Annotated in this window: 21 protein-coding genes and 1 other RNA gene; 9 read left to right on the forward strand and 13 right to left on the reverse strand. The window is 41.1% G+C overall.

The window, feature by feature from the left end; genetic code table 11:
* Positions 1-34: 34 nt before the first annotated feature.
* The gene (locus NH153_RS07980) at positions 35-277 is read right to left on the reverse strand and encodes an HP1242/YdcH family protein (protein ID WP_063702664.1); all 243 of its coding nucleotides are present in this window, start codon (positions 275-277) and stop codon (positions 35-37) included.
* A gap of 250 nt (positions 278-527) precedes the next feature.
* Here NH153_RS07980 and NH153_RS07985 point away from each other — a divergent pair, with 250 nt between their 5' ends.
* Together NH153_RS07985 and NH153_RS07990 are read left to right on the forward strand one after the other, a co-directional pair.
* Positions 528-1,157 (forward strand): response regulator transcription factor, encoded by a 630-nt coding sequence (locus tag NH153_RS07985; protein WP_063702666.1) that lies wholly within the window; start codon positions 528-530, stop codon positions 1,155-1,157.
* The gene (locus NH153_RS07990; protein WP_063702668.1) at positions 1,144-2,709 is read left to right on the forward strand and encodes an MASE1 domain-containing protein; all 1,566 of its coding nucleotides are present in this window, start codon (positions 1,144-1,146) and stop codon (positions 2,707-2,709) included. Before NH153_RS07985 ends, NH153_RS07990 begins: the two co-directional genes overlap by 14 nt.
* A gap of 10 nt (positions 2,710-2,719) precedes the next feature.
* On the opposite strand, the gene NH153_RS07995 is transcribed toward NH153_RS07990, so the two are convergent.
* Both NH153_RS07995 and NH153_RS08000 read right to left on the reverse strand, forming a co-directional pair.
* Positions 2,720-3,241, reverse strand: a complete 522-nt coding sequence (locus NH153_RS07995; protein WP_063702884.1) for a hypothetical protein — start codon at positions 3,239-3,241, stop codon at positions 2,720-2,722.
* A gap of 313 nt (positions 3,242-3,554) precedes the next feature.
* A complete protein-coding gene (locus NH153_RS08000) occupies positions 3,555-5,894 on the reverse strand; it encodes a M20/M25/M40 family metallo-hydrolase (RefSeq protein WP_063702670.1) in 2,340 nt (779 codons plus the stop codon).
* A gap of 267 nt (positions 5,895-6,161) precedes the next feature.
* On the opposite strand from NH153_RS08000, the gene NH153_RS08005 reads away from it, so the two are divergent.
* Positions 6,162-7,325: a helix-turn-helix domain-containing protein gene (locus NH153_RS08005; RefSeq protein ID WP_240494362.1), complete on the forward strand. Its 1,164-nt coding sequence runs from the start codon at positions 6,162-6,164 to the stop codon at positions 7,323-7,325.
* Positions 7,326-7,952: 627 nt separating this feature from the next.
* On the opposite strand, the gene rnpB is transcribed toward NH153_RS08005, so the two are convergent.
* Both rnpB and rsmI read right to left on the reverse strand, forming a co-directional pair.
* An RNA gene (gene rnpB / locus NH153_RS08010) (RNase P RNA component class A) lies at positions 7,953-8,304 on the reverse strand.
* A gap of 42 nt (positions 8,305-8,346) precedes the next feature.
* Entirely contained in the window at positions 8,347-9,204 is an 858-nt protein-coding gene (gene rsmI / locus NH153_RS08015; RefSeq protein ID WP_063702673.1) for a 16S rRNA (cytidine(1402)-2'-O)-methyltransferase, read from the reverse strand.
* 61 nt (positions 9,205-9,265) lie between these two features.
* Here rsmI and NH153_RS08020 point away from each other — a divergent pair, with 61 nt between their 5' ends.
* Genes NH153_RS08020 through dolP form a run of 4 tightly spaced genes read left to right on the forward strand, consistent with a single transcriptional unit; the run spans position 9,266 to position 12,738 of the window.
* Positions 9,266-11,143: a penicillin-binding protein activator gene (locus NH153_RS08020; RefSeq protein ID WP_063702675.1), complete on the forward strand. Its 1,878-nt coding sequence runs from the start codon at positions 9,266-9,268 to the stop codon at positions 11,141-11,143.
* 37 nt (positions 11,144-11,180) lie between these two features.
* Complete coding sequence (locus NH153_RS08025; protein WP_063702677.1) at positions 11,181-11,552, forward strand: YraN family protein; 372 nt, start codon at positions 11,181-11,183, stop codon at positions 11,550-11,552.
* A 32-nt stretch (positions 11,553-11,584) separates the two neighbouring features.
* Positions 11,585-12,172: an SIS domain-containing protein gene (locus tag NH153_RS08030; protein WP_063702679.1), complete on the forward strand. Its 588-nt coding sequence runs from the start codon at positions 11,585-11,587 to the stop codon at positions 12,170-12,172.
* Entirely contained in the window at positions 12,172-12,738 is a 567-nt protein-coding gene (dolP, locus tag NH153_RS08035; RefSeq protein ID WP_063702681.1) for a division/outer membrane stress-associated lipid-binding lipoprotein, read from the forward strand. Before NH153_RS08030 ends, dolP begins: the two co-directional genes overlap by 1 nt.
* Positions 12,739-12,803: 65 nt before the next feature.
* On the opposite strand, the gene NH153_RS08040 is transcribed toward dolP, so the two are convergent.
* The 8 genes from NH153_RS08040 to zapE form a co-directional block, all read right to left on the reverse strand.
* Entirely contained in the window at positions 12,804-13,244 is a 441-nt protein-coding gene (locus NH153_RS08040) for a ClpXP protease specificity-enhancing factor (RefSeq protein WP_063702684.1), read from the reverse strand.
* The gene (sspA, locus tag NH153_RS08045; RefSeq protein WP_063702686.1) at positions 13,244-13,870 is read right to left on the reverse strand and encodes a stringent starvation protein SspA; all 627 of its coding nucleotides are present in this window, start codon (positions 13,868-13,870) and stop codon (positions 13,244-13,246) included. The genes NH153_RS08040 and sspA overlap by 1 nt, the downstream gene beginning before the upstream one ends.
* Before the next feature lie 79 nt (positions 13,871-13,949).
* Positions 13,950-14,687, reverse strand: coding sequence for a cytochrome c1 (locus NH153_RS08050; protein WP_063702688.1), 738 nt, complete (start codon positions 14,685-14,687; stop codon positions 13,950-13,952).
* Entirely contained in the window at positions 14,684-15,949 is a 1,266-nt protein-coding gene (locus NH153_RS08055; RefSeq protein WP_063702690.1) for a cytochrome b, read from the reverse strand. Before NH153_RS08055 ends, NH153_RS08050 begins: the two co-directional genes overlap by 4 nt.
* A complete protein-coding gene (gene petA, locus NH153_RS08060; protein WP_063702692.1) occupies positions 15,949-16,539 on the reverse strand; it encodes a ubiquinol-cytochrome c reductase iron-sulfur subunit in 591 nt (196 codons plus the stop codon). The genes NH153_RS08055 and petA overlap by 1 nt, the downstream gene beginning before the upstream one ends.
* A 640-nt stretch (positions 16,540-17,179) precedes the next feature.
* Positions 17,180-17,572 carry a 30S ribosomal protein S9 gene (rpsI, locus tag NH153_RS08065; RefSeq protein WP_095209788.1) on the reverse strand — a complete coding sequence of 131 codons (393 nt, stop codon included), beginning with the start codon at positions 17,570-17,572 and terminating at the stop codon, positions 17,180-17,182.
* 8 nt (positions 17,573-17,580) lie between these two features.
* A complete protein-coding gene (gene rplM / locus NH153_RS08070; protein WP_062568574.1) occupies positions 17,581-18,009 on the reverse strand; it encodes a 50S ribosomal protein L13 in 429 nt (142 codons plus the stop codon).
* A 414-nt stretch (positions 18,010-18,423) separates the two neighbouring features.
* Positions 18,424-19,512, reverse strand: coding sequence for a cell division protein ZapE (gene zapE / locus NH153_RS08075; RefSeq protein ID WP_054561089.1), 1,089 nt, complete (start codon positions 19,510-19,512; stop codon positions 18,424-18,426).
* A gap of 168 nt (positions 19,513-19,680) precedes the next feature.
* Here zapE and NH153_RS08080 point away from each other — a divergent pair, with 168 nt between their 5' ends.
* Together NH153_RS08080 and NH153_RS08085 are read left to right on the forward strand one after the other, a co-directional pair.
* Positions 19,681-20,124, forward strand: coding sequence for a Z-ring associated ZapG family protein (locus NH153_RS08080; protein ID WP_063702694.1), 444 nt, complete (start codon positions 19,681-19,683; stop codon positions 20,122-20,124).
* Positions 20,125-20,247: 123 nt separating this feature from the next.
* Positions 20,248-21,600 carry a Do family serine endopeptidase gene (locus NH153_RS08085; protein WP_063702696.1) on the forward strand — a complete coding sequence of 451 codons (1,353 nt, stop codon included), beginning with the start codon at positions 20,248-20,250 and terminating at the stop codon, positions 21,598-21,600.
* Positions 21,601-21,664 lie beyond the last annotated feature (64 nt).

Consider the following 21,664-nt stretch of genomic DNA (forward strand, 5'->3'; position numbering starts at 1 on the left):
ATTAGAGCAAGGGGCATTAGCTTCGATTCAATAATTAAGCATTGGCTTTTAAAAAGTCATAAAGTTCATCTTTTAGCACGGCGCGTTGATGCTTCTTTTCATGCATATCCGCATCTTCAATCGGCGAATTTTGCAATTCAAGCTCACGAATTTCTTTATCCATATCATCATAACGCTGCATGGTTTTCTTGAAATGAGCGTCGTGTTTCGCGAGGCTATGGATTAATTCATTAAACTCAGGGAATTCATTCAATAACGAGTGTTTTTCGCCTAGCATGGGCAACTCCTTTAGCTAGAATTTAAGTTCAATTTCACTGTACCACTGCAACAAACAGAGTCAACGCAGCAACCTTGTCCGAGATCAATAATCACAACGATTCAGAAAATATAGCGTTTAAACTAGAACTATTCCTACTGTGTAGTCCTGTTTTAGTCACTGCATATGAACCAGTGTTTCATTTATATAAGAATAATTCCTAGACATAACTCATTGAATTGAGGATATAATAAAAATCTATGGAGGGATTATGCGAATTGGAATCATTGAAGATCATCAACTGGTTAGAGATAGCTTTAAAAAACTATTAGAGCTACAAGCCGGATGGCAAGTTGTCATAGAAGCCTGCTCAGTCACTGAAGCAAAACTTGCTGTTAACTTAGAGCAACCCCATGTATTTATTGTTGATATATCAATGCATGACGGTGAAAATGGGCTCGCATTTCTTGCTTATTTAAACACCTATTTCCCCGACATAAAAACCATCGTCGCCTCTATGTATGACTACGAACCTTATGTTAGCAACGCATTAAAACTCGGTGCTCAAGGTTATGTATCTAAACGCTCAGCATCTGATGCTTTGATTGATGCGGTTAATGCCGTCATCAATGGAGGGCGCTATATCAGTGAAGATGTGAAATTTAATACCACTTCCCCAGCAAGCAAACTTTCTTTCTTAACGCCAAGAGAGAAAGAAGCACTCCCCTTATTTGCTAAAGGGTTAAATGCTAAACAAGTTGCCCAACAACTTGATATGATGCCAAAAACAGCCCACGTACATAAAACGAATATATACAACAAACTTGAAGTCAGTAATTCATTTGAATTATTAAAAATTGCCATAGATTCCGGGATGATCACGCTTGATGAACTGGCATAAGCTCGTCTCAAAAGAGTACGCTTCACGTAGTTTTTTAACTGAAGTATTTAACCAGTTATTGGTGTTTGCGCTTTACTTTCTTGCTTTATATTTATCCTCTTGGGTGAGTAATCATTTAGAAACCGTCACCCAAAGTAGCGCTATTTACCTGCCAGCGGGGGTGAAGCTTGCATTCTTTGTAATTTTGCCTGTGCGATTATGGCCAATGCTTTGGATTGCTTCTCGACTTTATGCGTCGTATTTAAGTGTCTATTACAATGGCGGATGGAGCTTTGATTTATTTCACGGCTTCTTCCAAGAATTAACCTATATGGCTATTGTCTACAGCTTTAAGAAAAGCCGCTGGCCGCCAAAAGTGACCTCTAATTCAGGTGCATTGTCGCTAATTTTACTTGCCGTTATTTCAGCTTCTTTTAAATGGTTTTTATTCTCGAGCGCTTTTGAATTCACAACCTGGTTGAAAGGCAAGCAAGTATTACAATATCAACTCAATATGACTTTAGGTGACCTGACGGGTACATTGTTAGTCGCTCCAGCATTATTGTTACTTAGCCAAAGTTATAGCCGTATGTTTTCTCGGCATCATGCGGTTATTTTATTAAGCTTATTCGCACTGGCGCTTATTTACATAGTGAGTTACCTAAATCACTCAGATCTTTACCCCTTGCTACGCCTATGCTCCCTTCTGCCGGTAATTTGGTTCTCTTATAAATTTGGCATTAAAGGGGCGATAGCAAGTGCCTTGGTAAGTAATGTGCTGATCGTTGCACAAGCAGGCCTCACACAAGATGCGACCAATACTTACATTAGCCAATTATTTATCTTAGCTAATTCCGTAACTGGCTTGCTAATCGGCACCGCCACTAACGAATTAAAGATCAAAAATAATCAGCTACAAGCCAGCAACGAAAAACTAACGGCGCTGCTTAAGAAAAATAAGCAGCTCGCTAAACGTATGGTGACTGTTCAAGAAAATGAGCGAAAGTACTTATCTCAAGAACTCCATGACGAATTAGGCCAAAATCTAACTGCACTTAAAACTGATCTGACAGTGCTTTCGATAGCGCAACGAAATAATGAAAATGCCCTCGTTGAAGGCCTAAAAGAAAATGCAAAAGCGATGTATGACTCTGTCTATCAAATTATGCATCACCTAAGACCTAGAGAGCTTGATGAGCTTGGGCTAGAACAAGCTCTTAAAGAAGGACGCTTTAAGTCTCTGCTAAGTAAAGCATCGATCAAATACATAGCTGAAATAAACTTAAATTCAGCAATATCAGATGAACATCAAACAGCTGTTTACAGAATTTGCCAAGAAGCGGTCACAAACTGCATCAAACACAGTACAGCCACAGAGCTAAGGCTCAGATTGGCGGCTCACGAACGTTATATTCGCCTTACGATTATGGATAATGGAAAAACCAAGACCACACAGCAGGAGTCTGGTGGTTACGGGTTATCATTTATTGAAGAGCGAGTTATTGCTCTTGGCGGTACATACACAATTACTGAAATAGATGGATTTAAAATTGAAGTGTATTTTGATATTTGAATACAACTAGTTACCTTAAATAAACCTGCTTGGTAAGATATTTTTTCTTAATGTTCGCAAGCTGTATTTCAGCTTGATTGCCTATAAGCTGTAACAACAAGCCATGCGCTATTTCCCTTTCTCCCAACTTTGATTTAACTACAACTTCTTTACCAATTGCCCCTTGTAACCTCGGTTTAGGGAAGCTCGCTTTAGTTACTGGCTTTAGTCCTTCATTTTCAACAAACAAGTTAAGACAATGCTGCTTAGCGGCACTGATCCAGTCATCATTGGATTTAACAATATCAACGTTATTTAGAAAATGTATCAAGGCGCTATTTCGACTACTAAATTCACTCGAGACATCAGCCATATTTTTAACTTGCGCCCATTTTCGAATAACAACGTATTTGTCTTGCTTGAGCCTTGCTAAACTCGTCGATGCCCCCGTCATTCGGCTATACCATTCAATTCTGTAACAAGAAGAGCCCAAGCTATGAAGTAGAATAGTGGTATTGCCAAATTCCTTAGTACTTCCCTCAATAACACTCATTTTTAATCCTTTAAGTATAAGTAAATTAGATTTAAAGGATATAAAGAACAAGCCGTTATGGTAATGAGTGACTTTCTTAGTGTGGCTAAGAAAAATTCCTAGTTTGCAAATAATAATCAAACAACTTAAGAGTGCCCTCACAAAATAAAGAGCAAAAATTTCGACTTGGTTTGAAGGTTTCGCTAAGCATAGTTCTTTTAGAAAGCAAAAAGCCTCGGTAAATACCGAGGCTTCTTTGAAAATTAGTGAGTAAACCAACCCATTAACAGCTTCTATCAAAATAATTTAAAATAAATTTTTCAATATCTTAAGTTTAAATTTTCACTGACTGGCCAATAATAACGGCATCATTTATCACAAAAGGCTCTGGCATATATATTGAATCCCTTGCTTGAACATCATCTAGTCTCTCAAGCAAATCGAATGATGTTTCGAATACCTTTAATGATACCTCTGTATTTTTAGGAACAACGAGCTCTACACTTACTTTTTCATGAGAGTGAGTTAATACATACTTAAAGAAAAAGCCTTTTTTAATTTCTTTTACTGCTCCTGGTTCGCTACTGAAAGCTTGGCTATTAAATGCTTGGCCATTAACCGACAACTTACTTATAGGCATTTCGTTATTGCTGGCAAGTTGAATAATATTAACCTCTCGCTGTGGGCTAATTAATAACTCTAATTTTCGTGATTTATCGGTAAGTTCATCCTTTATAACTTCAACTTTAGCTGCCTTAACGTCGAGTTTGTCCGTTGCTTGGTAAAAGCGCACCTTTGTTCGCCTGCTTTGTGGATAGATCGATTCATCCCAAGTTGTTGCTGATGACTCTTTATCAAAAAACTGGTTTGTAAATGCATCTAGGGTACGATTGTAACTGATCATAAAGGCACTATCGGTATCTTGATCATAGACATAATTCACGCTATTTGGCTTTTTGCGTTCCTCTGTATAATCAGACTGAGCGACCGATATAACTAAAAAGAGTAGAGATAACATACTAAAAACAATGGCTAGTCTATTCCCTTTTGGGTAGTTGCAATAAATCGGTATCTGTAAAATAAGCGTCATGCAGGTTAGTAGGGTGCCTATTACACTCATCTTTAGACCCAACCCAATAACAAGTAGAGGAATCAAAGGAGTCAAAAGCATAACTGAAGGTATTACTAATAAAGTGCCCAACATGAGCGGCTTAGGTCGTTCAATCTGACTAAAAATATTTAATCCAAAGCAGGCTAGAGCTAAATAGAGTGGCAGAATAAAAAATCCTGCGCCAGGTAGCATAAGAGCAATCATTACATTCACGCATAGCCAAAGCACTATAGGGGCAACGAACAGGTTACTACTCGACAGTTTTTTATTAAACAATTGATAAATGAAAAGTGTTGTAGCGCAGGTGAAAGTGACAAAACAGGCTAAAATCCAATGACCATTATAAGTAAAGCCGTGTGGAATATCGGCATACTGAGGAAAAAGCGACAATAGTAATTGCCAACCAAAATATCCTATAGAACCTGCGAGGGCCAATGATGTGAAAAGAGGCACAAAGCCAAGAGTCACCTGCTTAATCGTTAGCGAATTTTGTTTAAATCCGTAATAGCTGAGCAATACAAATAGCACTATCGCAAATAACACCATAGGCGTAACCCAAGAATTAGGGTATATCACCATGTTTAAGCCAGGGAAGTTGAAATAAACCATGTCTTGTTCAGATTTCAACTGACTAAGATCTGCATACGCAAAGTAGTTGAGTGATGCCATCAAGTAGTCAGCTTGATGATTTAGGCTCTCCCTATCGATTCTTTCCCAAGAGTCTTGGACTGTATGATAATCGAAGTGATCATCGATAAAGGCAAAGTTTAAACCATCAATATCCGCTTGTTTTCTAAATACCGTTAAATCAGTCGAGTTGGGTAACAACTTATACAAGGCATACATCAAAGAATTAGCGACGGGTATGTTAATATCAGCTTCTCTAAACGCTTGGATAAGCCTTTTATTACCACCATTGGTTTCGATCAGCATATAGCTTGGCCCACCTGACCCTCTGGCTTCAAAATTAAGCACTAAGCCGATATCTTTCGCCCAAGGATGAAAATTAACAAAGGCACCAGCACCCAATAAGCCTTGCTCTTCTGCATCTGTCAAAACGATGATTATATCGTTAGTTGGTTGTTTTCCATTGGCAAGAAAGGTACGAACAGCTTCGAGTATAGTTACCACACCACTCCCTGCGTCACTGGCACCTAAAGATGAGTGAGTACCAGAGTCATAATGTGATACAAGTGCGAGAGCTTTCCCCTCAGTAGTACCCTTAATTTTAGTAATAATATTATTAGTATATGCAGCAACAGTTCTGCGACCGTGGGTCGATAGGTGCTTGAAAGTTTCAACCTCTAAGCCAAGTGCTTCTAATTCATCCACTAAGTATTTACGCACTTTAGTATGAGCAGGTGCCCCGACATAATGTGCCTCGGCACTGATAACTTTAAGATGCTTCAATGCATTTTGCTGGGAGAACTCTTTTTCATTGCCACTTTGGTAATTGTCCGCCGAAGGCAATTGTGCAGAGAACGCCACAAAAATAGCCAGCACTATCATTAGCACAGAAAACAACCAAGTAAAATTTTTAGACGAATTCAGATTACTATTCATTAATTATCACACTTTTATTTTAAATACAGCTCAGTTATCTTATAAAGGTGAAGTAAAATACTCGACCGTTTCAATCGGCAAACACCAAGAAAATTCACTTTAAAAACAAAGTGTTGAACCACCCCGATAAATTCAGACCTTAGTAACTATTTATAAACGACACAAAATGAGCATTAATCAAACAGGCATTAGAATGCATAAGCGTGCTGAACTACGATGAAGCTAATAACCATAATTTTATGTCTAGCTATTGCCGTTGGCTGCTTTATGATTGCAAGAGCAATAGTAAGTACGCACCAAAATAGTAAAGCCAAAGCCATGTTTACGATGATGATGCTAGGCTTTATTAGCCTGCTGCTGGAGCTTGCTTTATTCGAAGAAAATATAAGGGAGTGGAAAGTATACGTTCTCTCTTTCTCTGGGCCTTTGTCAGCCTCTATTCCGATATTTTTTTATTTATTTTTTAAATCATCCGTTAGGCTTAACAGTGAATTCAATAAGAATGACTTAAAGCATTTATTGTTACCATTGATTTACCTTGCACTTATGCTGCCTTATAACGTACTTGATTATCAAGAAAAAATAGAATTTTTAGATAATACGAACAGATCCTGGCTACTTTCAATGACGCCAATGCGCTTTACTCGTTTTGGGATTATCGCGACTATTGGAGTCTTCTATTTCCAATTAATCTGGCGGGAGCTAAACACCAAACTAAATCAAAAGAAAACGGATGTGCTTAGGGAAATTACCAAGTTAAAAACTGCACTTATTAGTATGTGTGTGTGCATTTCCCTCGTATTTGTTTTTTTCCTTATCAGGCTGCCAGGTGAATTCACTTGGGCTTTATCTATAGTCACCATTGCCATGCTTATTCTGGCAATTATTATCTATGAATACCTACCAATTTGGGGACACCCATGGTCACAAGCTTCTACAAACAAGTCATATAAAGAACATCACAACATCAATGACTTTCAATCAACGGAACAAGGCTCGAAACTAAATAAACCATACCGTTCTTCAGTAACAAATAAAAAGGCATCTGAGGTTATTTGTGATTTAACAGCCCTGCTGGAAACCGGAATTTATAAAGATGCAACCATTTCATTAAAGCTACTTGCGTCAAAGCTTAACCTAACTACGCACCACTTATCACAAATAATTAATCAGCAAACTCAAGGGAACTATTATGAGTTAGTAAACATGTTTAGAATAACGGAAGCCAAGCGCCTTTTAAGTGAAACTGACATGGCAATAATCGATATTGCATATGAGGTAGGCTTTAATAGTAAATCTTCATTTTATACCGAATTTAAGAAACATTCTGACCAAACACCTGGGCAATATAAAAAATTAGTTCGCTCCCAAAAAGCAGGCGAAGGCTCCATTAAAAAAAGTGCTAATCAAACTATTGAGCTCAAAAACTAGATCAGCCTTCTATATTGTGAGTAGTAAATGGTTTGAAATAATTTCTATGATTTCATAGATATCAGCCGTAAGTTTATTAACAACGACTTCTCATAACTCCTCATTTTGAATATGTCTGGAGAATCGAGCTCAGTCTCAAATAGCAAAGCATGCAGATAGCAAAAAGCCCCGCATCGCTGCGAGGCTTTTATATAATTTGGTGAGTCAGCCAGTAAGCCGCTGTTTTGTATGAGCGGAGTGGATTTTCTTAATTTTGTGTCTATGCAATAAGCAAAAAGCCCCGCATTGCTGCGAGGCTTTTTATGTAATTTGGTGAGTCAGCCAATAAGCCGCTGTTTTATATGCGCGGAGTGAATTTTCTTTGCCCCAAAAAGCAAAAAGCCCGTAGCATTCACTACGGGCTTTAATCTAATTTGGTGAGTCAGCCAGTAAGCCGCTGTTTTATATGCGCGGAGTGGATTTTCTCCGCCTAAAAAGCAAAAAGCCCACAGTTTTCACTGTGGGCTTTCTTTAATTTGATGAGTCAGCCAATAAGCCGCTGTTTTGTATGAGCGGAGTGGGTTTTCTTAATTACGTAAAGGTTTAGAAAGCAAAAAGCCTCGGTATTTACCGAGGCTCTTGAGTAATTTGGTGAGTCAGCCAATAAGCCGGGTTCTGTCGTGGATAATCATTCGTCTAGGCCATAAATCGCTCTATGGCTCAAGCAACCTACCCGGTTCCAACGTGGGCCACGCCATAAGGAACCCTATTTGGTCTTGCTCCGGGTGGAGTTTACCTTGCAACCAACTGTTACCAGTGGCCCGGTGCGCTCTTACCGCACCCTTTCACCCTTACCAACCGAAGTTGGCGGTCTCCTCTCTGCTGCACTTGTCGTAGGCTCGCGCCCCCCAGCCGTTAGCTGGCACCCTGCCCTGTGGAGCCCGGACTTTCCTCCCCCTGCGCATTTTCGTTGCAGGCAGCGATTATCTCGGCTGACTCGGCGCGCAGTATACCTGAGCGCGCACGTCTATGCAGTAAAGAATTAGCCTTTTTCGTCAATAATTGCTTTATAAAGTGCGTTTTTCTTCAAACCAAAATACTCAGCCACAACACCACAAGCTTTTTTCAGTGGCATTTCGGCCTCGAGTAAACCGAGCATGCGGCGCGCATCTTCTGGAATATCGTCACTTTGCTTCGCTTTACCCGGTAGCATCAATACGATTTCACCGCGTTGCTTAGTTGGATCATCCGTTAAAAACTGTTTTAACTCGGCAACCGTACCATTGAAAAAGGTTTCGAAAGTTTTAGTCAGTTCTTTAGCAAACACTACTAGCTGTTCTGCACCGAGTGCTTCTTCTAAATCATCAAGGCTCGCCATGATACGGTGGGTACTTTCATACATGATGCTAGTAATACCTGAGTTTACCGCTTCGATAAAAAAGCTCTGTCTTGCTTTACTCTTTGCTGGTGTAAAACCAATAAACTGAAAACGATCAGTCGGCAAACCAGAACAGCACACAGCGGTAATTGCAGCACATGCTCCCGGCACCGGAGTAACATGCGCGCCTTGTTCACGGCATAAATTAACCACCGCATAACCTGGGTCGCTAATCAGTGGCGTACCGGCGTCAGAGACCAGCGCAATATTCATTCCTTGCTCTAACCAATCAACAATCTGTTGCGCTTTTTGTTTCTCGTTATGGTCATGTAAAGCAAAGGTTTTTGCTTTGATATTAAAATGGCTTAACAACTTTCCTGTGTGACGAGTATCTTCAGCGGCTATTAAGTCAACCTCAGATAGGGTTTGGATGGCACGCTGGCTGATGTCATCAAAGTTACCAATAGGCGTGGCAACAATGTAAAGAGTGCCGATTTTATCTGAATTGTCCTCATTTAACATTGAGGTCTCCTGCGTCAGTCAGTAATATAAGCAAATCGCGTTAACGTATCGGGAAATCATTGTGCGACTTAAACTTGTTAGTCTATTAATTGTATTGTCAGGGTTATCGGCTTGTAGCACAACCGAAAAACCTCGAAATAGTGCAGAAAATCAATCGAGCCAATCGAGTATTGCGCTATCACAGCTAACCGACGCACAATCTATGTACCAAGCGGCGCTAAATCGACAAGGCGCCGATAAAATCCAGCTTTTATACACTGCACGTGATGCAGCAATTAGTGAAGAACGTTGGCCGCTACTCGAAAAAATTTGCCTTGAGCTTGAAGCGACTCCTAGTGTCGACCAAATTCAAAACAAGCTTTACATTGCCCTTGCGCAAGAGCATCAAGGCAAAAGCGACTTAGCTTTAGCTCAGTTACAACAACTAGAGCCACAATTGAGCCAACCTGAGCATCAAGCTTGGCACCAATACTTAACTGCGCGCGTTTATGCCTCGCAAGGTATGCCAAAACAAGCGATGCCTTTTTTCTTTAAAGCATCAACCCTTAGCAGCGAAAATAACTTTACCGTTGCGAATTTAAACAAAGATTTATGGCAAAGCTTAACCCAGCTTTCATCTTATGCACTTGAGCGCTTTAATCGTGGTTCTGTAGTGCAGCAAGGTTGGGTTAACCTAGCGCTTTATCATCAAGTGTATTTAGGTGCGCCTGTTGAGCTTCATCAAGCAATGAATAACTGGCTGCGTCGCTACCCGGGCCACCCAGCTGCTGAAATACTACCAAAAAAAGTAACGGAGCTAGTACAAATTGAGCCATTAAATGTAAATCGTTTAGCTGTGCTTATTCCTCAATCTGGCGCTAATGAACGTTTAGGTGATGCCTTAAAAGCCGGTGTGCTTGCGGCCCTAGATGGACAGTCATTAGAGCAAACATTATTTATTGATGAGTCGCTATCAGCCGCTGAAATTTCACTTAAGCTCAGTGAGTTTAATGCTGATTTTGTTATTGGCCCACTACTAAAAAGCAATATCGAAAAGCTGACTAGTGCACAAACACTGGTTGATTACCCGGTAATGCATTTAAACACCTTCGATGGTGAGCGCATTTCACAGCAGCACTTTTTCTTTGCTTTAAGTCCTGAGCATGAAGTTCAGCAAGCGTTAGAGCGGTTTTTAACAGCGGGCTATCAAAAGCCGATGCTATTGGCCCCAAATAACAGTAATGGGCAACGCTTAGTTGAATACTTCAATACACAATGGCAACGTTACAGCGAAGTAAAACCGCAAATTGGCTTTTACGCTGGCAAAGAAGATATGCCAAAAACCATTACGGGCTTATTAGAAGTAGACCAAAGTAAAGAGCGCATCAATGTAGTTAAGTCTTTATTTAAGCAAGAAGTTGAAAGCGAAACTCGCTCTCGCAGCGATGTTGATGTGATTTATATTTTAGGTGATGCAACCGAAACGCGCTTAATCAAACCTTATTTAGACGTTAACGTGAGTACTTTTGCTGAGCGTATTCCGCTTTATGCCAGCTCAAAAAGCCACAGTAAACAAATTGATAGAACCGATAAAGGCGATTTAGATGGCCTTTATTTTACGGAACTACCTTGGATGCTAGACGGTCAAATCTCACAACATAATTTACGCCAGCAGTACGAAAGTTTATGGCCTGAGAATGCCGATATAAGCCAACGTTTATTCGCTATGGCATTCGATGCAGCCAGCATGCTCGGTGATGTAAAACAACTGAGCATGGTACAAGGCAAACGCTTTAACGGTATTAGTGGGCAGTTAAGCATTGCCAGCAATGGTTACGTTACTCGTTCTTTGGATTGGGCGCAGTATAAAGACAAGCAAATCATTGCGGTTGATTTGGCAACGGAGCAGCCAATCCCACTATTTATGCAATCTGCTATTGGCATCAATGCCGCCGAGTAAACCGTTTAGAATGTGGTATTAGCTCAAGGATGAAGCTATGTCGTGGTTTAAGCAATTGTGGCAAAATAGCCGCGAAAAAGGCCTGTATTACGAACATCAGGCAGAACAGTATTTAATACAACATGGCTTAAAAGCCATTGAGCGCAATTACTTATGCAAGTACGGCGAGCTCGACCTAATAATGCGCGACGGGCAAACATTGGTTTTTGTAGAAGTAAAATTTAGAAAAAACGCCCTGCGTGGTGGTGCAAACTATGCGCTCAGCAAACAAAAGCAGCAACGATTAAGGCGTACTATTAGCCATTATCTTGCCGAGAAAAAGATCTCAAACCAGGCAATGCGGATAGATTATGTTGCTATTACAGGAGAGCTTAACAGCACCCTAAACTGGTTTAAAAATGTTTACTAACGCCGTTTGGCGTCGGCTTAATTTGGTAGGTTATGCAAGAAACAATTAAAAAAATCTTTACCGAAAATATTCAGGTTCAAATAGCAGCGGGTGAAGTGTTGCCAAGTGCACTTGAGTCAGCAGCGTTCACCATTGCACAAAGCCTTATTAACGGCAATAAATTGCTCTGTTGTGGCACCCCAAGCTGTCATATGTTGGCACAGCACATGGCAGGGCTATTAATTAACTTTTATGAAACCGAGCGCCCTTGCCTACCCGCTGTTGCGCTCGCACAAGAGCAAGTTAACTTAGGTGCAATTGCAAACAATGATGAGCACGAAACTTTTGCAAGACAAATTCGTGCATTTGCACAGCAAGGCGATCTTTTACTAGCAATTGCCGTGAATGGTAATGAAAAGCAAATTATCTCAGCGGTCGAAGCGGCGCTAACCCGTGATATGAAAGTGATTGTGCTTGTTGGCGATGATGGTGGTGAATTAGTTGGCTTACTTGGCCCAAATGACGTTGAAATTCGTGTGCCATCAAAACGCCCAAGCCGCATTGTTGAGTCGCATTTAGTGAATTTACACTGCCTAAGTGAGCTTATCGATTTAACCTTATTCCCACAGGAAGAAAATTAATGTTTAAACAGTCTTTACTAGTATTTGGTACCGTTTTATTGCTGCAAGGCTGTGCAGCTGCTGTTGTCGCCGGTACAGCGGGTGCTGTAACTGCCGCGAATGATCGCCGCACAATTGGCTCGCAAATTGACGATAACAACATCGAAATAAAAAGCTCTATCGCTATTAGTGAAAACGAGCGCCTTCATAAGTACGCCAACGTTAACGTTATCAGCGTTAATGGTATCGTGCTAATGATCGGCCAAGTAGCTAACCAAGAAATGAAAGATGAAGCACAACGTGCTATTGAAGGCGTTGATGGTATTCGTAAAATTCACAACCAAATTCGCATTGGTTCAAATATTGGTATGAGCACGCAAACGCACGACTCTTGGTTAACCTCTAAGGTGAAAACGCAATTACTCACCACAGAGAGCATCAGCAGCAATAACATCAAAGTAGTAACAGAGAATGGCGAAGTCTTTTTAATGGGCTTAGTGAGCGATTCTGAAGCGAATTTAGCGGTTGATGTAGCACGTAACGTATCAGGCGTTGAACGTGTTATTAAAGTGTTTGAATATCTGTAACGCCAACCCATTAATTAATAATAAAAAACCCGCTTAATAGCGGGTTTTCTTTTATTTGAATAAGGTTACTTAATCACTCGTAAGTGGGCACCTTTTTTCTTCTCTGGCTTAGTTGGTGGTTCATCATCTGGCGTAATATCGTCAGCTGTTTCAACACTTTCTAATACCGGAGCAAAATCGTCTTCGTCCTCGATGAATTCTTCTGCAGTAAATACAGTCCCTTCACCATTCTCACGTGCATAAATTGCGAGCACAGCTCCCATAGGTACATACACTTGCATTGGTTGACCACCAAAGCGCGCATTGAAGCTAAGCTGTTGGTTGTCCATTGCAAATTGTGTTACCGCTGATGGGCTAATGTTCAAAACGATCTGACCGTCTTGCACAAACTGTGTTGGTACTTGTACAGCAGGAAAATCAGCGTTCACCACTAAGTGAGGTGTGCACTGATTATCAACAATCCAATCAAAGAAGGCGCGTAGTAAATAAGGACGATTAGGCGTCATTATAAACGGATCTCACGCTCAGCTTCAGTTAGTGAAGCTTGGAATGATTCACGCTCAAATAAACGCAACATGTATTCTTTAAGCTCTTTTGCGCCTGCGCCTGTAAGCTCAATGCCAAGCTCAGGTAAACGCCAAAGTAGCGGTGCTAAATAACAATCAACTAAGCTGAACTCTTCGCTCATGAAGTAAGGTGCTTCAGAGAAGATTGGTGCGATTGCAAGTAACGCTTCTGTCAGCTCTTTACGTGCTTGCGCAGCTTCGCTGCTACCGCTAGTGATTTTGTTAGCTAGGCTATACCAATCCGTATCGATACGATGCATCATCAGACGACTACGGCCACGCATAACCGGATAAACTGGCATTAGTGGAGGATGAGGGAAACGTTCATCAAGGTATTCCATGATGATGTTTGCCTGATATAAACCAAGCTCACGATCGATCAGTGTTGGTACTGTACCGTAAGGGTTAATCTCATGAAGTGCTTCTGGCAGGTTATCCTTTTCAGCCAGGTGAATGTCAACACTTACACCTTTTTCAGCAAGTACGATACGTACTTGGTGGCTATACATACAGTTAGCACCAGAAAACAGGGTCATTACAGGGCGCTTATTGGCAGCTACGGCCATGCCTACCTCCATTATATTACAAAAACAGCAATAGGGGCTTAAGCCCCTATTACAAAATTACCTTTCAAAATGCCCAGGATTAGTGAACATCTCTCCAGTATTCTTTCTTCAGCATGAATGCCAAGATAAATAGAATCACTAGGAAACCAATTACCTTAATACCTATCGCTTCTGACTCTAAACGTGACGGCTCGCCAACGTAAGCTAAGAAGTTAGTTAGGTCGCGAGCAGCGCGATCGTACTCGTCGTCACTCATTTCACCTGAACCATCTGTTTCAGTGCCAACAACTTTAGTCACTGTGTGACCGTGTTCTTCCACTTCTTCAGTGATTGGTGTTGGTAAACCTTGTAGTTCTTGAAGAACGTGTGGCATACCTACCGATGGGAAAACAACGTTGTTTACGCCAAACGGACGAGATTCATCTTTATAGAATGACTTCAGGTAAGTGTAGATCCAGTCAGTACCACGAACTCGCGCTACAAGCGTAAGATCCGGTGGCGCTGCGCCAAACCATTTAGCTGCGTCATCTTTATCAATCGCATTCTTGATGTGGCTACCTACTTTAGAGCCATCAAAAATTAGTTGCTCTTGACCAATTTCAGTAGGAATACCGATATCGCGGAACGTACGCTCATAACGTTGATACTGCATTTGGTGACAACCAAGACAGTAGTTCATGAACAATTTAGCACCACGTTGTAAAGACGCGTTGTCTTTCAGGTCAATGTTCGCATCCATTAAAGGAACCGAAGGACCTGCTGCCATTGTCAACGATGGCAACAATGCGAATAAACCGATAATTAGCTTTTTCATCATTTCGTCAACCTCGTTGGTAATGGCTTAGTTTTCTCATTCTTGCTGTAAACAAATAACAATACGAAGAACATGAAGTATGTCACAGTCGTGATTTGTGATAACAGCGTTTTGAAATCAGTTTGTGGTGTAGCACCAACCCAACCCAAGATAACGAACGTTACCACGAATTGTGCGATGTTAAGTTTATGGAAACCACAACGATAACGAATAGAGCGAACCGAACCACGGTCAATCCAAGGTAGTAACGCAAGCACTACGATAGATGCACCCATCGCGATAACACCGATTAGTTTATCTGGGATAGCGCGCAGAATCGCATAGAATGGCGTAAAGTACCAAACAGGGAAAATGTGCTCTGGTGTTTTCAGTGGGTTAGCAGCTTCGAAGTTTGGCGCTTCTAAGAAGAAACCATTCATCGCAGGCATAAAGAACACAACCCAACAGAATAAGATTAAGAAACCAACCACACCCACAATATCTTTCACTGTGTAGTAAGGGTGGAACGGGATTGCATCAACAATGTCTTTCTTGTTGGTGTAATACTCGTGGAATTTAAATTTAGGCTTATCTTCTTCAGCAACAGTGCCTTTCTTACGCTTGATTTCAACACCATCTGGGTTGTTTGAACCCACTTCGTGTAGTGCAACAATGTGTAAGAATACTAAGATAACGATTACTAAAGGTAATGCAATTACGTGTAGTGCAAAGAAGCGGTTAAGCGTAGCACCAGAAATTACGTAGTCACCACGGATCCAAAGCGTTAAGTCATCACCAATTACCGGAATCGCACCGAATAGTGAAATGATTACCTGTGCACCCCAGAAAGACATTTGTCCCCAAGGAAGTAAGTAACCCATGAAAGCTTCAGCCATAAGCGCTAAGAAGATGAACATACCGAATAACCACAGTAGTTCACGTGGTTTTTGGTAAGAACCGTAGATCATGCCACGGAACATGTGCAGATATACAACGATAAAGAACGCTGATGCACCTGTTGAGTGAAGGTAACGAAGTAACCAACCGTATTCAACATCACGCATGATGTATTCTACCGATGCGAAAGCACCTTCAGCAGACGGTACGAAGTTCATTGTTAACCAGATACCAGTTACGATTTGGTTAACAAGTACTAACATGGCTAGTGAGCCAAAGAAGTACCAGAAGTTAAAGTTTTTTGGTGCTGGATACTGTGCAATGTGCATGTTCCAAACACGTGTCATTGGAATACGATCGTCGATCCAACCAATAATTTTACCAAACATTACGCCACTCCTTTTTCTTCACCGACTAGAATAGTCGTGTCATCAAGGAAGGTATACGGAGGGATTTCTAGATTTAATGGTGCAGGTACAGATTGGAATACACGACCAGCCATATCAAATTTAGAACCGTGACACGGACAGAAGAAACCGTCGTCTGTGCCCTCTACTTTTTCACCAAAGCCACCTTGTAGGAAGCTAGGAGAACAACCTAAGTGCGTACAAATACCAACAGCAACGAAGATCTCAGGACGTTGAGAACGGTATTCGTTTGTTGATGATTCAGGTTGTTGAGGCTCTTCAGATGCAGGATCACGAAGTTGACCTTCATGTTCTTTCATCTGTTCAAGCATTTTTGGTGTACGATTAATAACCCAAACAGGTTTTCCTCGCCACTCAACACGTATTAATTGCCCTGGCTCAAGCTTGCTGATATCTACTTCTACAGGCGCACCCGCAGATTTAGCTCGCTCACTTGGATTCCAAGACGCAATAAAAGGAACAGCAGCCCCAGCCGCACCAACACCACCAACAACAGAGGTAGCTATGGTTAAAAAGCGACGTCGGCCATTGTCTACAGGCGCATTGCTCATCCACTTATCTCCACTATGATTCCCAACACTTGCCATATTGAGAACATCAGTTACAGCAGGTTAATTTTTAGAAATTTCAAAATAGACGCGATCATAATTAAAACCCTTGATTAAAACAAGGTTATTCACAGTCTCATGCTCGAATAAACCCGATTTAATGAATTATTAATTTAGGTTAGCTCGAGTATGAAGCCGCTGGTTATGATAACGCATATAAAAAAACAATATACTGACCAAGATCAACCTCACTAAGAGGAAACAGAATTCTGCATTAGCTGTTGTTGAACTCACTCACATTACTTGCCCCCCAATTGTAGCAAAAAATTTCATCAATTAACTGATGGATTTAAGCTAATTTTGCTAAATCTTGAAGTTTTTTTACTGTTATACGTACTAATTATTAACAGTGGTTAAATATCGAACGAAAAAAAGGTAGGTTTTTGTACATCTGCGAGATGCGAGATGCGAGATGCGAGATGCGAGATGCGAGAAAGCGTATGGGAATATTATGCCTTGGCAAGAACTTGTTCATTCAAGCAGTAAGCTCACCTCTCATTCAGCTAGAAACTGACGGCTGACAGCTCCAAAAACAAAAAACCCAGCCGGAGCTGGGTTTTTGGTATTCTGATAAACGTAAATATTAACGTTTTGAGAATTGTGGACGCTTACGTGCTTTCTTAAGACCCACTTTCTTACGCTCAACTTTACGTGCATCACGTGTAACGAAACCTGCTTTACGAAGTGTAGGACGTAGAGACTCGTCAAACTCCATAAGTGCACGAGTGATACCGTGACGGATAGCACCAGCTTGACCAGTAGTACCACCACCAGAAACAGTGATGTGTAGGTCAAACTTTTCAGTCATTTCTACGTGCTCTAATGCTTGACGAACAACCATGCGAGCAGTTTCACGACCGAAGTACTCTTCTAGAGAGCGCTTGTTGATTACGATGTTACCAGTGCCTGGGCGTAAGAATACGCGAGCACTTGAACTTTTACGACGACCTGTACCGTAGTATTGATTTGCCATGATAGTGCTCCTTAAATGTCTAGAACCTGAGGCTGTTGTGCAGCATGGTTGTGCTCAGTACCTGCGTAAACTTTAAGTTTACGGTACATAGCGCGGCCTAAAGGACCACGTGGCAACATGCCTTTAACAGCTTTTTCGATGATCATTTCAGGCTTTGCAGCTTGAAGCTTGTCGAAAGTAGTAGACTTAAGACCACCTGGGAAACCAGTGTGTGCGTGGTACATTTTGTCTTTTGCTTTATTACCAGTAACAGTAACTTTCTCTGCGTTGATAACGATGATGTAATCACCAGTATCTACGTGAGGAGTGTACTCAGCTTTATGCTTACCGCGTAGGCGACGAGCGATTTCAGTAGCGATGCGACCTAAAGTTTTACCTTCAGCGTCAACTACGTACCAGTCACGTTTTACTGTTTCTGGCTTAGCAACAAACGTTTTCATTTATTAAAATCCAATGTTTTTTAATTTAAAACCACAGGTAATTATTATTAATTACCGCTCTAAGTTGAATGCTTTAACCCCTTCGAGTTTAAGACTTTGAGCCGTCAATTAGAGGCTAAACTAATATCTGGCAATAGAACGCAACGTGGCAGACGCGGGAGTATACCAGCACTTAAACCACATTGCTATATGATGGTTGTTTTTTATTCGAGAAAATCAGCTATCAGCTATCAGCTATCAGCTATCAGCTATCAGCTATCAGCTATCAGCTATCAGCTATCAGCTATCAGCTATCAGCTATCAAAAGCTTAAAAATCGAAAAATGAATGTAAAGCTACTTCAGTTCATTAACACAAATAACTAAACCACTATCTCGATCAGCTAAAAACTGACGGCTGAAGGCTGACAGCTCTACTACGCTAGATGCTCTTTTGCTAAATACTCTAGCGATTGCATTTCTTGTAGACGGCTAATACAACGCTTAAATTCAAAATTTAAGTTACCTTCGCTGTATAGCTCGGTTATTGGCTTTTCTGCAGAGATAATTAGCGTTACATGGCGCTCGTAAAATTCATCCACTAACGCGATAAAACGACGTGCCGCATCATCATTGGCTTGGCCTAATGATTTTACGTTAGACAAAATCACCGTGTTATAAAGTCGGCTTATTTCCATGTAATCAACTTGGCTGCGGGCTGTTTCGCATAGTTCACTAAACTCAAACATAGCAATACAGTCAGACACTTTACGGGTTTTGATCATCCGCCCTTCAATTTCAATTTCTTTATCGAGCACACCCGGCTCAGGTGACAACTTATCGAAGTATTCAAATAAATTATCATCAGCTTGCTTATCAAGCGGACTATGGAAAATTTCGGCTTGCTCAAGGGTACGTAAACGATAATCAACCCCTGAGTCTACATTTACGATTTCGGTGTTGGCTTTTACCAGCTCAATTGCTGGTAAGAAACGCGCACGTTGTAAACCGTTTCGATACAGCTCATCAGGCACAATGTTTGATGTCGCAACCAGCACGATACCGCGCTCAAATAAGGCTTCCATCAAACCACCTAGCAGCATTGCATCTGTGATATCTTGCACAAAAAATTCATCAAAACAGATAATGTCTGTTTCAGATTTAAAGATATCTGCAACCACATTTAATGGGTTACTAGTATTTTTTAACTTTTTAAGCTCATCGTGCACGCGATGCATAAAACGGTGAAAGTGCACACGCATTTTACGGTCAGTGGGTAAAGCTTCGTAGAAAGTATCAACTAAATAGGTCTTACCTCTGCCTACTCCGCCCCAAAAATACAGCCCTTTTATACTCGGCGTGCTATCTTTAGAGAATAGTTTGGCAAACCATCCCTTCGCGGCGGGTTTGTCTGCCGTTAGGTCATCATAGAGTCTTTGCAAATGGCGCACTGCATTTTCTTGCGCTGCATCATGTACGAAGTCTTCACGTTGTAAATCTTGTTGGTATTTCTGCCAAGGAGTCATAGGTCGTTACAATAAAACACAGTTAAATTTGCACAGTATATTAACACGCATCGTATCTCAGGGTATATTAACCCGCAGTATGATTTCACAATCAAATTAAGCATATTTTAATAATGATTGGACTATAAAGTATTTGTTTTTGTTATTTTTTCCCAAAGGGGTAGGTTTATGGGCACAATTACCTGGGTAGGTATTCTAATTATCGTTGCAATTTCAGCATTCTTCATTGGTGCTTTTGTAACCAAAAAACAATTTAAGCAAGACGAACTAGAACAACAAGTCGAGCAAGCAAACAATGCACTTGAGCAATACCGCCAAGATGTAGCTGATCACCTAGCAAGCACAGGTAAACTAGTATCTAAAATGAAAGATAACTACGACCAGCTGCTAAACCATGTAGAAGAAACAAACAAACTATTACTTGCTGATAAAAAACAGCACCCAAATGAGCCGTTCTTTTCTAAAGAAACGACTGAGCAACTACAAAACTCACTGCAAGACCGCAGAGGCGATCGTTCAAGCGCAGAAGCTCAACCTGCTGACTATGTTGTCGGTGAAACAGGCTTATTTACCGGTTCACAGAAAGTTTCAGAACATTCTAAAGCCTCTTGATGAACTTTTTTTTGACCCCATAGTCTTTAGATATAACAGCTTTATATCTAAACCAAGAAAAGGGCTGCTTATGCAGCCCTTTTTAGTTTTTGCTTTATCTCTGAAGTGGAGTAAACCCAGACTATGAAAATGAAATTATCTGTTATCAGTGCTGCTATTTTATCTTCAAGCTTATTATTAAGCCCTGCAATTTCAATGGCAAAACTTCCTGTTGCTGTTAATGGTCAACAATTGCCAACCCTCGCGCCTATGCTTGAGCAAATCACACCAGGTGTGGTGAGTATTCAAGTATCAGGTTCAAAAGAAGTCCGCCGCCGTGCGACACCATTTGATGATTTTTTTGGTGTTCCTCGTGGGGGCAGTCAAAAGCGTGAATTTAGTGGCCTAGGCTCAGGTGTGATCATTGATGCTAAAGAAGGTTACGTGGTAACTAATAACCATGTTATCGAAGATGCCGAAAAAATGGTGGTAACCTTAGAGGATGGCCGAGAATACGAAGCGACCAAAATTGGTAGCGATAAGGAATCAGACATTGCTTTACTACAAATTGACGCTGAAGATTTAACGGCGCTTAAAATTGCCGATTCAGACCAATTACGTGTAGGTGATTTTGCTGTGGCCATTGGTAACCCATTTGGTTTAAGTCACACAGTTACATCAGGTATCGTTAGTGCGCTTGGCCGCAGCGGTTTAAATATAGAAGGTTATGAAGACTTTATTCAAACCGATGCCGCTATCAACCAAGGTAACTCAGGCGGTGCGTTAGTAAATCTAAATGGTGAGCTTATCGGTATTAACACCGCTATTTTAGGCGCATCTGGCGGTAACGTGGGGATCGGCTTCGCTATTCCTTCTACCATGATGAAAAACCTAGTTGACCAAATTATCGAACACGGCGAAGTGCGTCGTGGCTCGTTAGGTATTTCGGGTCGCCCACTTGACGCTGGCCTTGCTAAAGCACAGCAGCTTGACGTAAAACAAGGCGCTTACGTTATGCAAGTAATGGATGATACAGCAGCAAGCAAAGCGGGTATCAAAGCCGGTGATGTAATTATCAGCGTCGATGGCACTGAAATTAGTGGCTTCCATGAACTGCGCAGTAAAATTGCCACCCTTGGTGAAGGCAAAAAAGTGAAACTTGGCCTTTATCGAGATGGTAAAGTGAAAACCGTTAGTGTCACGCTAGATGGTGCATCAGCAACCACTGCTGCTGGCGAAGAGACACACCCAGCATTCCAGGGTGCAACCCTTGAAAATACACAAAAGAGTGATGGTAAAGGTGTTGAAGTAACCGGTGTTGAAGCACGCTCTCCTGCTGCTCGTGTTGGCCTTGAAGAAGGTGACGTGATCATGCAAGTGAACCGTCAACGTGTTGAAACAATTCGCGACATGAACAAGATCATCGAAAATACCAAAGGTAACATAGTACTAGGTGTTAAACGTGGTAGAGAGCTTGTTTTCGTACTTATTCAGTAAACCTAGTTGATAAATCATGAAAAAATAACAGCGGTGCTTGCCGCTGTTATTTTTTTTGTGCCAT

Source organism: Pseudoalteromonas gelatinilytica, from assembly GCF_001641615.1.
GTDB lineage: Bacteria > Pseudomonadota > Gammaproteobacteria > Enterobacterales > Alteromonadaceae > Pseudoalteromonas > Pseudoalteromonas gelatinilytica.

Coding starts and splice junctions, on each gene's coding strand:
- NH153_RS07980 (WP_063702664.1), bottom strand. CDS start 277: ATGCTAGGCGAAAAACACTCGTTATTGAATGAATTCCCTGAGTTTAAT.
- NH153_RS07985 (WP_063702666.1), top strand. CDS start 528: ATGCGAATTGGAATCATTGAAGATCATCAACTGGTTAGAGATAGCTTT.
- NH153_RS07990 (WP_063702668.1), top strand. CDS start 1,144: ATGAACTGGCATAAGCTCGTCTCAAAAGAGTACGCTTCACGTAGTTTT.
- NH153_RS07995 (WP_063702884.1), bottom strand. CDS start 3,241: ATGAGTGTTATTGAGGGAAGTACTAAGGAATTTGGCAATACCACTATT.
- NH153_RS08000 (WP_063702670.1), bottom strand. CDS start 5,894: ATGAATAGTAATCTGAATTCGTCTAAAAATTTTACTTGGTTGTTTTCT.
- NH153_RS08005 (WP_240494362.1), top strand. CDS start 6,162: ATGATTGCAAGAGCAATAGTAAGTACGCACCAAAATAGTAAAGCCAAA.
- rsmI (WP_063702673.1), bottom strand. CDS start 9,204: ATGTTAAATGAGGACAATTCAGATAAAATCGGCACTCTTTACATTGTT.
- NH153_RS08025 (WP_063702677.1), top strand. CDS start 11,181: ATGTCGTGGTTTAAGCAATTGTGGCAAAATAGCCGCGAAAAAGGCCTG.
- NH153_RS08030 (WP_063702679.1), top strand. CDS start 11,585: ATGCAAGAAACAATTAAAAAAATCTTTACCGAAAATATTCAGGTTCAA.
- dolP (WP_063702681.1), top strand. CDS start 12,172: ATGTTTAAACAGTCTTTACTAGTATTTGGTACCGTTTTATTGCTGCAA.
- NH153_RS08040 (WP_063702684.1), bottom strand. CDS start 13,244: ATGACGCCTAATCGTCCTTATTTACTACGCGCCTTCTTTGATTGGATT.
- sspA (WP_063702686.1), bottom strand. CDS start 13,870: ATGGCCGTAGCTGCCAATAAGCGCCCTGTAATGACCCTGTTTTCTGGT.
- NH153_RS08050 (WP_063702688.1), bottom strand. CDS start 14,687: ATGATGAAAAAGCTAATTATCGGTTTATTCGCATTGTTGCCATCGTTG.
- NH153_RS08055 (WP_063702690.1), bottom strand. CDS start 15,949: ATGTTTGGTAAAATTATTGGTTGGATCGACGATCGTATTCCAATGACA.
- petA (WP_063702692.1), bottom strand. CDS start 16,539: ATGAGCAATGCGCCTGTAGACAATGGCCGACGTCGCTTTTTAACCATA.
- rplM (WP_062568574.1), bottom strand. CDS start 18,009: ATGAAAACGTTTGTTGCTAAGCCAGAAACAGTAAAACGTGACTGGTAC.
- zapE (WP_054561089.1), bottom strand. CDS start 19,512: ATGACTCCTTGGCAGAAATACCAACAAGATTTACAACGTGAAGACTTC.
- NH153_RS08080 (WP_063702694.1), top strand. CDS start 19,681: ATGGGCACAATTACCTGGGTAGGTATTCTAATTATCGTTGCAATTTCA.
- NH153_RS08085 (WP_063702696.1), top strand. CDS start 20,248: ATGAAAATGAAATTATCTGTTATCAGTGCTGCTATTTTATCTTCAAGC.